This is a genomic window from Psychrobacter sp. 1Y4, assembly GCF_051847555.1.
Window position 1 is genome coordinate 64,590 of the sequence record NZ_JBPYDE010000007.1, and the last position, 14,869, is coordinate 79,458.

Here is a 14,869-nt window from a genome sequence, read left to right on the forward strand (position 1 = left end):
AGTATCAACAAAAAACCCTGCTAATGAGCAAGGTTTTTATTAGCACAAAGAATAATAGAAAAAGACTAGCTTCTCAACGCTGACAAAACTTGCTGTTTGACGTCATCGATAGCTTGTGTACCATCAAACTTGTCATATTTGGGTGCGTTTTCACCTTCTTTGGCTTTGTCTTGATAGAAACCTACCAAGGCTGATGTCTGCTGATGATAAGTGGCGAGGCGTTCTCTAATAGTAGACTCTTTGTCATCTTCGCGCTGGATAAGTGCTTCGCCAGTGACGTCGTCGACACCATCTTGCTTTGGTGGATTATGATCGACATGATATACACGGCCTGAGCCTGGATGTTGGCGGCGACCAGATAGACGCTTTACAATCTCATCGTCAGGTACGCTAATCTCGACCACATGATCGATAGCAACGTCAGCGTCTGCAAGGGCTTGAGCTTGCGGAATGGTACGCGGAAAACCATCAAGGATACAGCCATTAGCACAATCAGGTTTAGAGATACGCTCTTTTACTAGGTTGATGATAAGTTCATCAGAAACCAGACCACCTGCATTCATAATGCCTTCAGCTTGCTTACCAAGCTCGCTACCTTCTTTAATCGCTGCACGTAGCATATCGCCAGTAGAGATTTGCGGGATATCAAACTCTTTCGAAATAAACTGTGCTTGGGTGCCTTTACCAGCGCCAGGTGGACCTAGCAAAATAATACGCATCATAATACGTCTCTCCTTGGTGGATGGGATGTTAGGGATTTGTTAATTGCGCGAATGCCAGATATACCTTACCTTGTGACATTATAAAGCTCAAGTTTTTTTGGTATTAGTACCGTATGTAGGTATGACTTAGCTGTTCATATAACACAATTGCACACCGTAGCAATCACTACAGCGCCCAGATTGTTGAATTTTTCAAAGTTATGGTATTTGCTGGTTAATTTCGATATTGACTTGTTTTTGGTCAGCAGTAATTACGACAGGATTGGCTGACAAGTCGCCTGACTCTGCACTAGCATTGCCACTATGACTAATACGGGCAATGACAGCCAGTTGAGTTTTTGCTGCGCGTGCTGATTGTAGCGTCCGCTCAGGTATCATAGCATCAATGTCACTTAAACTTATATTAGCCTCACCTTGCTGAATCACACTAATCGGCAAACGCTTGGCTGCATATGGTGGGCCGCCATTAACATCGCGAATGGCAACGAACAATACGTCATCGCCTTTGACCAATGGTAATAAGCTAGGATTAACACTTATAGTGACATCAACACCTTCAGCGGCTTGTTGCTGCTGCCCTGTTACGTTGGCGCTCAACTCGTCTAGGCTTGCCAGCGCTCGGGTATGATCTCCTGGTTTGGCTGCGATACTCGCTCGTAATCTTTTGATCCAGCCTTGTGCTTGTTCAAAGTTGCTAGCCCGTGCTTCACCCATTGCCATTAACATTTGCGCGCCTTCATGTTGGGGGTTATTACTCAGCACATCTTGCAAGACGCGACGGCTATTAGCATCCAGTTGACCTTCATTAGCAAAAAAGCTAATTTGCGCATAAGTGGTTGCAATCTCTTCGTTGTCAGGAGATAAACGATACGCTCTAGATAAAGCTTCTAATGCAGAGTCAGTTACTTCAAGTGACAAAAACAGCTCTGATAGGCGCATCCAGCGATCAGGATCGTCAGCATGACGATGGACATTGGTCTGCATGGCAGTAATCAGTTGACGGCCATCTTCAATAGCCCATTCTGGCGGCTGATCAATCTTACCTGTCAAAAGGTCATCAGCTACTTGTCCAACTTTATCTTCTGCTTGCCATAGCTCAAATACTGGGGTGCGATCGCTTATCAGTAAATATGCCATCGTGGCCATCACTGGCACCCAGACAATAATTATTAAACGGCTTTTGACACCAGGGTTTATCATCGGTGCTACTTGACGTTGCGCATCTAATAGCTGGCGTTCAAGCTCAAGCTTTTGATTTTGGTAATGGTTATCATCAATAGTGCCGCTGTCTTTATCAGCTTTAAGCTCTGCCAAACGTTCACGAAACACGGTTACGTTGATGTCTAACAGTTGGTTGTCTACAGGATTGTTTTTTAAGCGAGTTGCACGTAGCCATGGCGTGATGACGATGACAGCAAGGATTAAGGCAACGAGTAAACTTAGGGCAATAAATAAGCCAGCAGTAGAAAATAGGGTCATTTTTTGTCCTCTGTGCTTGTGACATCATGATCGGTACTATGCGAACGTGATAAAAGACGATCCAGCTCAGCTTTTTCTGCAGGTGTCAAAGCTGTAGCAGGGGTATCAATCATCTTATCCGTATCGCCCCGAGCGGCCAGCTGTCGGCGTTTACTCTGCCAAAACCAGCCGGTAATCAAAAAGATCAATAATAATGGCGGAAAAAACCACAGTATCCATGTTGATGGACGGACAGGTGGCTTATAGGTAATAAAATCGCCGTAACGTTCTTGCATATAGCTACGTATCTCTGCATCACTACGTCCGTCTTTGACCATATCATAAGTTTTTTGTTTTAGATCTTGTGCAATCGGCGCATCAGATCCTGCAAGGTTTTGATTTTGGCATTTAGGGCAACGCAGCTCTTCAATAAGACCGCGATACTGAGCTTCTTGCTGCACTGAATCAAAGTCGTAAACATCGATTGCTGCATAAGCTGTCATACTCAGTAGGCACGCCAGTATAAGGCTTCCTAGCCTTATAACAATAGCCGTTGTTATTTGAGCGCCTCTCATTTGCATGCCTCCCCAACTTGACTTGGATCAGGACTGTTGCCATTTTTATTTGCTTCGTTTAGTACCATTAAGCAAGGCATGATACGCTCTTGCCAGTTGGCCTCATTGACTTCTCCAATGATATGCTGGCGGATAATACCGTCACCATCGACGATGAAAGTTTCAGGAGCCCCAGTTAAACCAAGGTCTAGTGCAAACTGACCTGACAAATCTTGAATGGACATCGAAAACGGATCGCCACCTCGGTTCAAATAGCTTAATGCATCACCAATATCATCTTTGTAATTGACGCCAACCAAATTGACCCCGCGTTCTTCTAGCTCCATTAAGAACGGATGCTCAATAATACAAGTTGGACACCAAGAACCCCAGATATTCATCAAAAACGGTTTGTCGGGTAAATTGTCATTGGTCATAATACGGCTGGTGTCTGACAACAACGGCAGCTCAAATGCAGGAACTGGACGCTCAAGCGCCATATTAGCCACGATATCAGTAGGCTTACCCAAGCGCATATAAAGCATCACTATTAGCCCTAAGAACACAATAAGTGGCACTAGAAACCATACTTTCAGCTGTTTTTTGTTCGTCATTTTACGATGCTGTGCATTGCTCTGCTGGCTGTTGGGAGTATTGTCCGATTGGCTCATCTTATTTCTCCCCAAACGCTGTTGTCGGTATGGTTGTACTAGCAGTAGTATCAGCCGCGACCTTATGTGACGCTTTGACTTTTTTGATACGGTAGCGACTATCAAACATACTTATTAGTGCTCCTAAAGCCATGATAATCGACCCCAGCCATATCCAGCGAATCAGAGGTTTTACATAGATACGCACTGCCCATTGATTGCTGCCTTCAGCGATTGGCTCACCAAGCGCAACATACAAGTCGCGCATAAGACTGGCGTCAATCGCAGCTTCTGTCATCGGCATCATACTAATAATATAGGTACGTTTTTCAGGGTATAAAACTGTAACGTCGCGCCCATCCTTTGTGACTGAAACCTCAGCTTGAATACCATCAAAATTGCTGCCTTTTACTTCACGAAAGTCTTTGACAGTAAAATCATAACCTTGAACATGAACAGTATCATTCGGTCCAAGTGCTACATCACGCTCAATACTTAAGCTACTAGTAAAAGCAACGCCAATCGCTGCGATTAAAACCCCAATATGAGCAGTTTGTTGTCCCCAATAACTAAGACGTAATTGACGCAGTCCGCTGATCATATTCGGTGCATTCTTGGTTTTATCTTTAAAATCGATAACCATCCATAATAGTACCCAAAAGCTTACTGCCAAGGTCACACCGATATTTAGCATAGATGATGGATGAACAAAGTAAGCGATGATCGCCGCCAATATCAGACTACTGGCTGCGATGACCATACCAACGCCAAGCAGTGGACGCTTGTCTTTTTTCCAGCGAATATTAGAACCCATGCCCATAGCAAGCAGTAACAACCAAGTCAAAGGTACAAACAAAGCGTTAAAGTAAGGAGGGCCAACGGATACTTGACCTAGATTAAAAGCATCCGCAATAATTGGATAAAGCGTACCTAGCAGGACCACTAAAGTGGCAATCAAAATAATGGCGTTATTAATAACCAAAAACGACTCACGTGAGATCAGCTGATACTGACTCTCAACCGTCAAGCGCCAGCCACGTACTGCAAACATCAACAGTCCACCGCCCACGATGATGCCAAGGATGACTAGAATAACTAAACCACGCGTGGGATCGGCTGCAAACGAATGGACTGAGGTAATGACCCCAGAGCGTACCAAAAATGTCCCTAGTAGACTCAATGCAAACGCAAAAATCGCTAGCATAATTGTCCATGCTTTAAATACACCGCGCTTCTCAGTCACTGCTAACGAATGTAATAACGCTGTACCAGCAAGCCATGGCATGAGCGACGCGTTTTCTACTGGATCCCAAAACCACCAACCGCCCCAGCCAAGCTCGTAGTAAGCCCACCAAGACCCTAAAGCGATACCGATGGTCAAAAACCCCCACGCAGCTAGCGCCCAAGGGCGTGACCAGCGTGTCCATACTGCATCTAAGCGTCCTTCCCACAGCGCCGCCATACAAAAAGCAAAGGGTACAACCATACCTACATAACCCATATATAGCATGGGTGGGTGAATAATCAGACCAAAATCTTGTAATACTGGGTTTAGATCCGCACCATCAACAGGTATGTTTGGCAAAGTGCGGTTAAATGGCGATGAGGTAAAAATCAGCATCGCTAGCATCATCATTTGTACTGCTGCCAAAATGACCAATACTCGTGCTCGCATCGATAATGGCAAGCCGCGACTAAAGTAAGACACTAGCGCACACCATGTCGCCATGATAGTCATCCATAGTAGCAAAGACCCTTCATGACCACCCCAAGTTGCCGATAACTTATAATACCAAGGCAATAAAGTGTTAGAGTGCTGTGCGACATAGACTAGACTAAAATCATTATAATAAAAGCCTGCCATCAGCGCTGCGAACGACACGATCAGCGCTGCAAACTGTGCCCACGCCAAACTTGGTGCAAGACGCTGCCAAGCAATCTGATGACGCATAACACCAATGGTTGGCAATACAACTTGCAAAATTGCCAACACAAAGGCAGCCAGTAAGGCAAAATAACCCAATTCTGTGATTAACATACAATCTAACCCTGTTTACCCTAATACGGTCATAGTTTACTGTGGCGGATTGGGCTCTTATTTATTGAAAAGCACCTATAGTCTACTCATGACAAAATCAAAACAACACAAGCTTTGCCAACCATACAACTGTATGATTAACATGAAGCTTCCTTGTCAAGACAAATTTTGAATGAACTATCTAACTTAGTACTAACTTTCCATATACATTCATTGACCATGGATAATTATAAAATATTTTTATAACAAAATCATTGGTTTACTGCACCGCCGGAAAGAACACTAAAACAAGATGCAACCAACCTGCCAAAAATCCAGTCAAACCACCAAGTACGATCAACGTCATCTCATCTTCACGAAATGCTGGACGCAATAAGTTTTGAAACTCATAAGGCGATAAAGCGCGAATACGATCACGAAATAGACCGAATATTTTGCTGGCTCGACTCTCGTTTAGTTCAGGATCTCGTAGCGGTACCATCGTAGCGGTGATTGATTTATTGATAATGGTATTTTTCAATTGCCCGTACTCACGGCGACCAAGTCCCATACGCAAAGTCGTTCTAACCACTGGCGACTCTAATATCTGGTAAAGGTGCGACTTCATCAGCTCACGCGTTTGCGCCGATCGATCACCATACATCATCTCATTCATAATATTCTCTAAAGTCACTAAATCGTTGACTACGATTTCAGCAAAAACTTCAGATACTTCTTCTTGGCGCTTCATAAAGCCGCCTTGAAAACGAAACTGCGCGATGTGCGGTAGCCTCAATTTTGTAAAAGGAAAACCGTCACAACGCTCAAAAACTTTTATATAAGAGATAAAGCGTGGCTCTACTGGATTAAACACCATCCAGATTGCGATCCAATTGGTCAACAAGCCCCAAATGGCAGCGAAAAATGGCACTGTCCAATGTTGCGGCACCACCAAAAAGATAAACATTTGGATAATACCAAAAATCAATCCAATTAAAGCACTGATATGCCAAATAAAGTTGATCTCGTGTTGACCAACCCTTAAAAACATATTCACCATTAAGCGACGATCACTTTCCATCTTATTGACGATCATTTGACGCATATCGACCAAGTCCTCGACATGGTAGGTCATATCAGTCACCAAAGATTGCATGATGTCTGGCAGCTCTTGATGGGCTTGCGTATAGATACGACGTTTTAGTGCGTATGGCAGACTGCCCCACAATGCACCCGAATGCTCAAGCATAATCTCATCAATCAGTGGTTCAAGGTTTTTATCAACCGTATCAGTGATAAAAGCTGCCATCTGCTCAGGCTCCATCGCCTGAAAAAACTCTTCAAGTGAGCCAAGCTTTGAGAGTGTCTGATCGACAATAACTCCAGAGATTTTCCCCGCTTTACGCGGGACGATACCTTGCCAACCAAGTCCAGGCAAACCAAAAAATGGAAAATTAGGTATACGTAGTCCCCAAAATTTAATGGGGTAAAACAGCATTTTCAATGCCATCCATACATGCAACCAAGTGACAAATGCAGTCACTGGTGGGATGGTCAGCATGGCAAGAAACTCTGGATGCTCAGCGAGCATTTGCCATATTGAGGTTGCGACCATGACTCTTCCTGCCTCTGACGTAACGATACTCGTTAATCTATAGTCGTTTGTTAATATTGTTAAAAAACGCTTAATAAAAACAGCACTTTAATGCCAAGTAAACACTACAAAATAAATCGCCCGATTTTAGCATACTTGCTACTCATTAGCACATATACAGCTAAACCAAGTTGTGACTATACATGACAACATCATATGTCTGACTTATATTTGTTACTACAAACTGGAGCGATAAAATAGCTTATAAATAGTACTATCAATGACATGTGTGAATTCATCAACAAATAAGCGGACAGGATCAGCGCAGCTTATTACATTCTGTTATAATTTGTCGCACAGCAATAATAGCAATACGCTTTTAAGTTCATACTTCAATATTATAGGGTCACTTACTCTATGTGTTTGAAATGATTGTTTTTATCGTCTGCATTTGCTTAAATACCTTGTCACAACATTCCTTTATCAAAGTAATTTTTGTTTTATCTACTGCGCTCATTGGTACTAACTTTACATGAATAAATCGCTTATCCCAGACACTGAGCAGATCAACCGCATTTTTATGCGCCGTATTTTTATTCTTGGTTTATTCATATTCTTGGGTATGAGTGTTTTATTACTGCGTTACGGGTACTTGCAAGTATACGCTCATGATAAATATAAAACTCAGGCTGACAATAACCGTATCAAGCTCATATCTGCACCGCCTAGCCGTGGTTATATTTACGATCGTAATGGCATATTGCTTGCTGATAATCAGCCTGTATTTACTGCCATGCTCAGCCCAGATGAGGTACAAGATCCAGAACGCACTCTAAGCTTGCTTGCGCCTATTTTTGATTTAACAGACACTGATATTACTGACATCTTGGCGAGATTAAGTAAGAGTAAGAACGATCCGGTGACCATTAAAATTGATTTGACAGAAAAGCAGGTCGCACAATTTAGCGAGCGAAAGCCTTTTTTTACTGGCGTTACTATCCAGAGTAAATTAACTCGCTCCTACCCCTACGATGAGCTGTTTGCCCATGTTATCGGTTATGTTGGCCGTATCAATGACAAAGAGACCAAGCGTATTGATAAAGATCGTTATGCTGGTACTGACCTCATCGGTAAAATTGGTATTGAAGATTTTTACGAAGATATTTTGCTTGGAGAACCAGGTTATCAGTCGGTGGAGACAGATGTTCATGGCAATATTCTACGGCAGTTAGACACCGAACCGCCCGTTGCTGGCAACGATATTACTTTAAGTTTAGATTACGGCTTACAAACGATTGCTCAGCAGCAGCTCGACGGTCGCCGCGGTGCCATTGTGGCGATAGACCCAAAAAATGGCGATGTGTTAGCGTTTGTGAGTAATCCAAGTTACGATCCCAATCCTTTTATCTCAGGCATCTCTTTTAAAGACTACGATGCATTAAGAGAAGATATCGATCAGCCCCTGTATAACCGTGCGCTTCAAGGGATGTATCCACCAGCCTCTACTATCAAACCATTTGAAGGGTTGGGTGGACTACATTACGGTTTGCGAGATTGGGAGACGACTATTTATGACCCAGGTTACTTTAGCTTACCTGGTGACTCGCATCGTTTTCGTGACTGGAAACGCGGTGGTCACGGCTCAGTGAATCTCAAAAAGTCTATTATGATGTCAGTGGATACGTATTATTATAAACTGGCATACGAGATGGGGATTCAGCGCTTACATGACTGGATGGTGCGCTTTGGTTTTGGTGAAGATACTGGTATTGATTTGCCGAATGAAAAGTCAGGTATTATGCCTTCTCCAAAATGGAAAAAAGACACTTATGACAAAGGCTGGTTATCAGGAGAGACCATCTCAGTCAGTATCGGTCAAGGGTATTTTTTAGCAACGCCACTACAGATTGCCAATGCGACTGCCATGATGGCAAATAAAGGTAATCATATTACCCCGCATCTGCTAAAACGTAGTGATGGCGCTGCAGAAGTGAATGTCATCACCAAATCTGACGGTAAGATTGACTATGATGGCAAACCTTCTGACTGGACACGTATGCATGATGCGATGGAAGACACTGTCAAAGCTGGTACTGCTCGTGGTATCTATACCTCACGCTACCGTATCGCTGGCAAAACAGGTACGGCTCAGGTCAAATCTATCGCTCAAGGCAAAAGTTATAATAAATCGGCAATAGATAAGCGTCATTGGGATCATGCATGGTTTAATGGTTTTGCACCCGTAGAAGACCCGCAAATTGCCCTTGCGGTACTGGTTGAAAACGGCGGCGGCGGTAGCGCAGTAGCAGCACCTATTGGACGTGCGTTATTTGATTATTGGGTCCTGCAGCGTAAAAGCGACCCTATTACGCCACCAACACCTGATGAGCTAAAAGCTATTAAATACCAAAGAGCATTGGATAAAGCCAAACATGATGCTATTCGCGATCAAGAACAAGCATTAAAGGAACAGGCAGAAGCACAGGCAGCAACCATTACAGCGTCCGAATAAAGAATAGTCATTATGAAAAAAAATACAAAAACATCGACATCGCGCAGCCTAAAGCGTGACACAAATCATAAAAAACAAGCCACTGCGGGCAAGGTACGCATTATCGGTGGACAGTTTAAACGTCGTAGCATAAATTTTATCGATGCTGATGGCTTACGGCCGACTCCAGATCGCTTGCGAGAAACACTGTTTAACTGGTTACTCGCCGATATGCATGGCGCACGTGTCCTTGATAGCTGTGCAGGCAGCGGTGTATTAGGATTTGAGGCCTTATCTCGCGGTGCAGCTCACTGCACCTTTATCGAAACCAATCAATCTCAGTACCAAATGCTACTAGAAAGCTCTCAGCAGTTAAACATCGACACTGACGGTTATCTAATCCTTCATGGCCATGCTGAGCACGTCTTATCGCAAAACAAGAATTTCAAACAACCGTTCGACATTGTTTTTATTGATCCGCCCTATTCCAAAGAGTTATGGCAACCAATTTTGACCACTTTAATCGAACAGTCGTTATTTACGACAGAGACGCTTATTTATCTAGAAGCGGATAAAGATTTAAATGAGCAATTAAATGAATTGGCTCAGTCCCTAAGCGCAGTCTTTACAATGCAAGGGTTAAGCGGGTTTGAGACAATCAAACAGACCAAAGTGGGACAAGTTGTCGCTGGACTTTATAGACTAGAATCGTCATAATCATGCAACTTGCATTAATGAATGCTAAAAACCGCTGAAAAACTGGTCTAACGCTGCAGTTTAATGTATATAAGGCGAAAATAAACCCCAATGCAGCTTGCAAGCGTAGGCGCTACTGCTTATAATATGCAGTCTGTTTTTTGAGAGCCCCGTTCCCAGCTAAACTCTCAATGAATTCTAATTTTAAGGTTTTATCATGAAAACACTTAGTGCAAAACCAGCTGAAGTGACCCATGACTGGTACGTCGTAGATGCTGACGGCAAAACCCTTGGTCGCTTAGCCACCCAAATCGCTACTCGCTTACGTGGCAAGCATAAAACTTCTTATACTCCGCACGTAGATACTGGTGACTTTATCGTTGTCATCAACGCAGAAAAAATCGCGGTAACGGGTAAAAAAGCGCAAGATAAAAAGTACTATCGTCACAGTGGCTACCCAGGCGGTATTAAAGAAACCAACTTCACAAAGCTGATTGCACATAAGCCTGAAGATGTTCTACATAAAGCAGTTAAGGGTATGCTTCCAAAAGGTCCTCTTGGCTATGCAATGATTAAGAAGCTAAAGCTATATGCAGGGGAAGAACATCCACATACTGCACAGCAACCTAAAGAACTAGACATCTAAGGAAACACTTATGGAACGCAATTACGGAACTGGTCGCCGCAAGACGTCTACTGCTCGTGTCTTTTTAGCAAAAGGTACTGGTAGTATCGTCGTTAACGGTAAGCCACTTGATGAGTACTTTAGCCGTGAAACTTCACGTATGGTCGTTCGTCAGCCATTAGAGCTATTAGATACTCCTAATGACTACGATCTTTATATCACCGTAAAAGGTGGTGGTATTAGTGGTCAAGCAGGTGCTATTCGTCACGGTATTACTCGTGCATTAATCGAACTTGACGACACCAACAAATCTACGCTAAAAGCCGCTGGTTTTGTTACTCGTGACTCACGTCAAGTTGAACGTAAGAAATTGGGCCTACGTAAAGCACGTAAACGTCCACAATTCTCGAAGCGTTAATAAAAGCTGTTTATCGTTTTACTGTTATAGTTGTCTTTTTCTCAGAGTTATACTAATAGCATCAAGTAAAACGCTAGATTTGCAAAACCTTATAAGCTGGTCACAGCTTATAAGGTTTTTTTATGCTTAAAGCTTAATAGTAGTCATATTAAACGCTAATGTACTCAATAGCCTGACTTTATAAACTGGCTTTATAAACTGTTAAACACTTCGCTTTTATAGTCAAAACCAACTTGCAAACCAGCTACCGCTACCCCATCATGATAGTAACTTTTCATCATTAGCCTCGACGATATAGCCCAATGCTATAGATGCCACAAACAGTGCTGTAAAAGGACATTATGAAAGCGCCCGAACAATACGATCCAAGTAAAACACCCTCAAAGAACAGTACACTATCGCAGAGCGTACAGCAGTCTGCTAAATCGCCGGCTATTCCTACTGGTACACCAACTATTACGCAGACTCATAAACGCACAGCACAAGCTGATAAAAAGCCTTTTCAGTGGCAATTTTTACTGCCTAAATACTGGGGTATTTGGCTGTTATTTGTGATATTTTTGCCCATGATTTATCTGCCGTTACGTTGGCAGTTTTGGTTGGGTCGTAAGCTTGGCATCTTGATTTATAAAGTTGCAGGCTCACGCAGACAGGATACGCTGATTAACCTTAAGCTGGCTTTTCCTGAAAAGCCAGAAGCTGAGCGAGAACTGATGGCAAAGCAAGTTTTTGTCAATCAAGGTATTGGAGTATTTGAGACGCTTTGTGCTTGGTTTCGCCCTAATGTTTTTACCCGTACGGTTTCTATTTCAGGGCTACAACATCTTATCAATGCCCAAAAAGACAATCGTCCTGTTATTTTGTTAGGCGCTCATTACACCATGCTCGATTTGGGGGGGGTATTTTGCGCTCAGTTTTTTGCGTTAGATGCAATGTATCGACCACAAAATAATGTACTTCTTGATTGGTTTATTTATAACGGTCGTACGCGTATCTTTGGAAAGCAAATATCCAGCCGTGATATGCGCAGTTTGGTCAGCTCAATTAAAGCTGGGCATGTGATTTGGTACTCGCCTGATCAAGATTATGGTCTCAAGCAAGGCGTAATGGCACCGTTTTTTGGCGTGCCAGCAGCCACTATCACAGCTTCACGGCGCATGGCAAAATTAGGCGACAAGCAATATCCTCCAGCGCTAATGGCTCTGCACACCTATCGGCAAACACCGGATAACCTACCAAGCGGCAAGCGCCCCCATTACCATCTAACCATTACACCAGAACTGGATGACTACCCTAGTAATGATGAAGTCGCTGATGCCACTCGTATTAATGAAGTCTTAGAAGGACTCATTCGTATTGATCCAACCCAATGGATGTGGTTTCATCGGCGCTTTAAAAACAGCCCAGATGGTCGCACTGAAATCTATAAGTAGGCGTTTATACACAAACAAAGCAGTAGATAAATTTGTTATAATTTGCGCCACTAAATTGAGTCGTTGACTTAAGTGTACGATATTAAATTTGCAATAAACTAACAACCCAACTACGGATTTTCCATGAGTAATCAAACTGATGCACCTAAAAAAGAAACCAAACGTATCCTCACAGGCATTAAGCCTACCGGTATTCCGCACTTAGGTAATTACGTTGGCGCTATTCGTCCAGCGATTGAGTCTATCCAAAACAGTGATGATGAAGCGTTTTTCTTTTTGGCAGATTATCATGGGATTATCGGTTGTTATGACCCAGCGGTTATTCATGAATCGACTAAAATCATAGCAGCGACTTGGATTGCTTGTGGTCTTGACCCTGAGCGTGTGACCTTCTATCGTCAGTCGGACGTGCCTGAGATTCCCGAGCTTGCTTGGATTTTAAACTGCTCGTGTGCCAAAGGTCTTATGAACCGCGCTCATGCGTATAAAGCAGCCGTCGATATTAATGTAGAAAAAGCGGATGTTGATCCAGATCAAGGCATTACTATGGGTCTGTTTGGCTATCCAGTACTCATGGCAGCTGACATTTTGATGTTTAACGCCACTCATGTGCCCGTCGGCCGTGACCAAGTGCAGCATATTGAGATGGCACGTGATATCGCTGGCACTTTCAATCATCGTTATAAGTCTCTCTTTACCTTGCCCTCAGCAGTCGTTGATGAAGATATTCCGCTACTGACAGGGCTTGATGGTCGTAAAATGAGTAAGAGCTATAGTAATACCATACCACTATTTGGCGATCCTAATCCGCAAGTTAGTCCTGAAAAGCAGATGCATAAAGCCATCATGAAAATTGTGACCAATTCACAATTGCCTGATGAGCCAAAAGATCCCGACGACTCAGCTCTTTTTGAGATTTATAAAGCTTTTGCAACGCCTGAAGAAATTACTGATATGCGCGCACGCTATGCGTCCGGTATCGGCTGGGGTGATGCCAAACAAGTACTGTTTGACAAAATCAATGATGAAATTGCGCCGTTTCGCGCACGTTATGAAGAGTTGATGGCTAATCCAAAAGAGCTGGAAGCAATCTTACAAATGGGCGCAGACAAAGCCCGTCGTCATAGCCGTAAACAGTTAGATAAAGCCCGCCGTGCTATCGGTATTCGCCCACTTGCTAAGCTTAAGTAATTATTTGGTTTAAATAACCATATGGCTTAAACCACCTTTTGATTATCATAACTTGTCATAATGAAGACGGATATTAAACGTGCAGACTGAGCCAAAAAACAAACGTGTAGCTTTGTCAAAACCTGCTTTGTCTGCAAGCCCAAGTCAAGCCTCTCAAGCTTCTATTTCACTATCTGATAACAACAATCACGATGGCTCAGTTATCAATGATATGTCTTTGCGCATTTATCAAACCCCAATACAGCAGCTACCTGAAGATCTGTACGTACCCCCGCAAGCGTTTGCCATTTGGCTAGAGCAGTTTGCAGGGCCGTTAGATTTTCTATTATATTTGGTTAAAAAAAACAATGTAGATTTGACCAAAATGCCGATATTGCCTATTACGGAGCAGTATTTGGCTTATATTAGTGAGTTGGATACTGAACATTTTGAGCTGGCAGGTGACTATTTACTCATGGCATCGACATTGATTGCGATAAAGACCGAGTTATTGCTACCGATACCTGAGACACTTAATGATGAACGCGACCCAAAGGCTGAGCTGATTGTACGTTTAGAAGAATATGCACAAATCAAAACCGTTAGTCAGCGTTTAGATAGCCTGATTCGTCTTGAGCGCGATGTGTTTTTGGCGATGGTGAGTATGCCTAATCAAGATGTTATGGCTGCCGAATTACCTAGCTACTCTCCAAACTTATTAATTGATAGCTTGTTTAAAATGCAATTACAACCCGATTATCAAATGCATACCATCAAGGTCGATGCCGTTCCCCTGTCCGATCGTATTGCCAGTATCAGCCGTCAGCTAAGTACTGATGGCACACACTCTTTTTATGAGCTACTAGATAAAGCACAAGGTAAGATAGGTGTCGTGGTCAGCTTTGTCGCAGTACTAGAACTGATAAAACGGCAGTTGGTTGGTGTGGTGAGTACTGATTTGATAGATAAGGCCACGATTAATAATGAGGTTGCAAAGCACCATCTAATCGAACCATTAACGCTACAATGGCTGGCTTGACA

General features: G+C 43.1%; 13 protein-coding genes. 7 read left to right on the top strand and 6 right to left on the bottom strand.

The genetic code is table 11. The features are described 5' to 3' along the window. Nucleotides 1–65 precede the first annotated feature (65 nt). From adk to ACS8FC_RS07725, 6 genes are all read right to left on the bottom strand, one after another. Nucleotides 66–722, bottom strand: a complete 657-nt coding sequence (gene adk, locus ACS8FC_RS07700) for an adenylate kinase (RefSeq protein WP_439296368.1) — start codon at nt 720–722, stop codon at nt 66–68. A 198-nt stretch (nt 723–920) separates the two neighbouring features. Further along, complete coding sequence (gene ccmI, locus ACS8FC_RS07705; RefSeq protein WP_439296369.1) at nt 921–2,201, bottom strand: c-type cytochrome biogenesis protein CcmI; 1,281 nt, start codon at nt 2,199–2,201, stop codon at nt 921–923. Next, nucleotides 2,198–2,683, bottom strand: a complete 486-nt coding sequence (locus tag ACS8FC_RS07710; RefSeq protein ID WP_439296370.1) for a cytochrome c-type biogenesis protein — start codon at nt 2,681–2,683, stop codon at nt 2,198–2,200. Before ACS8FC_RS07710 ends, ccmI begins: the two co-directional genes overlap by 4 nt. A 68-nt stretch (nt 2,684–2,751) precedes the next feature. Continuing rightward, nucleotides 2,752–3,405, bottom strand: a complete 654-nt coding sequence (locus tag ACS8FC_RS07715) for a DsbE family thiol:disulfide interchange protein (protein WP_299219197.1) — start codon at nt 3,403–3,405, stop codon at nt 2,752–2,754. Between the two features lies 1 nt (nt 3,406). Beyond that, nucleotides 3,407–5,422 (bottom strand): heme lyase CcmF/NrfE family subunit, encoded by a 2,016-nt coding sequence (locus ACS8FC_RS07720; RefSeq protein ID WP_439296371.1) that lies wholly within the window; start codon nt 5,420–5,422, stop codon nt 3,407–3,409. Between the two features lie 259 nt (nt 5,423–5,681). Further along, nucleotides 5,682–7,016 carry a DUF445 domain-containing protein gene (locus tag ACS8FC_RS07725; protein ID WP_439296372.1) on the bottom strand — a complete coding sequence of 445 codons (1,335 nt, stop codon included), beginning with the start codon at nt 7,014–7,016 and terminating at the stop codon, nt 5,682–5,684. Nucleotides 7,017–7,527: 511 nt separating this feature from the next. Between ACS8FC_RS07725 and mrdA the strand changes: the two genes are divergently transcribed. The 7 genes from mrdA (at nt 7,528) to ACS8FC_RS07760 (ending at nt 14,867) form a co-directional block, all read left to right on the top strand. Continuing rightward, nucleotides 7,528–9,507, top strand: a complete 1,980-nt coding sequence (gene mrdA / locus ACS8FC_RS07730) for a penicillin-binding protein 2 (RefSeq protein ID WP_439296373.1) — start codon at nt 7,528–7,530, stop codon at nt 9,505–9,507. Nucleotides 9,508–9,519: 12 nt separating this feature from the next. Further along, complete coding sequence (rsmD, locus tag ACS8FC_RS07735) at nt 9,520–10,203, top strand: 16S rRNA (guanine(966)-N(2))-methyltransferase RsmD (protein WP_439261170.1); 684 nt, start codon at nt 9,520–9,522, stop codon at nt 10,201–10,203. 196 nt (nt 10,204–10,399) lie between these two features. Further along, nucleotides 10,400–10,828, top strand: coding sequence for a 50S ribosomal protein L13 (gene rplM / locus ACS8FC_RS07740; protein ID WP_299219188.1), 429 nt, complete (start codon nt 10,400–10,402; stop codon nt 10,826–10,828). 10 nt (nt 10,829–10,838) lie between these two features. Beyond that, a complete protein-coding gene (rpsI, locus tag ACS8FC_RS07745) occupies nt 10,839–11,225 on the top strand; it encodes a 30S ribosomal protein S9 (RefSeq protein ID WP_299188314.1) in 387 nt (128 codons plus the stop codon). 341 nt (nt 11,226–11,566) lie between these two features. Next, nucleotides 11,567–12,658 carry an LpxL/LpxP family acyltransferase gene (locus tag ACS8FC_RS07750; protein ID WP_439296374.1) on the top strand — a complete coding sequence of 364 codons (1,092 nt, stop codon included), beginning with the start codon at nt 11,567–11,569 and terminating at the stop codon, nt 12,656–12,658. A gap of 123 nt (nt 12,659–12,781) precedes the next feature. Then, the gene (gene trpS, locus ACS8FC_RS07755; RefSeq protein WP_439261172.1) at nt 12,782–13,849 is read left to right on the top strand and encodes a tryptophan--tRNA ligase; all 1,068 of its coding nucleotides are present in this window, start codon (nt 12,782–12,784) and stop codon (nt 13,847–13,849) included. A 211-nt stretch (nt 13,850–14,060) separates the two neighbouring features. Further along, entirely contained in the window at nt 14,061–14,867 is an 807-nt protein-coding gene (locus ACS8FC_RS07760; protein WP_439261300.1) for a segregation and condensation protein A, read from the top strand. Nucleotides 14,868–14,869: the final 2 nt, after the last annotated feature.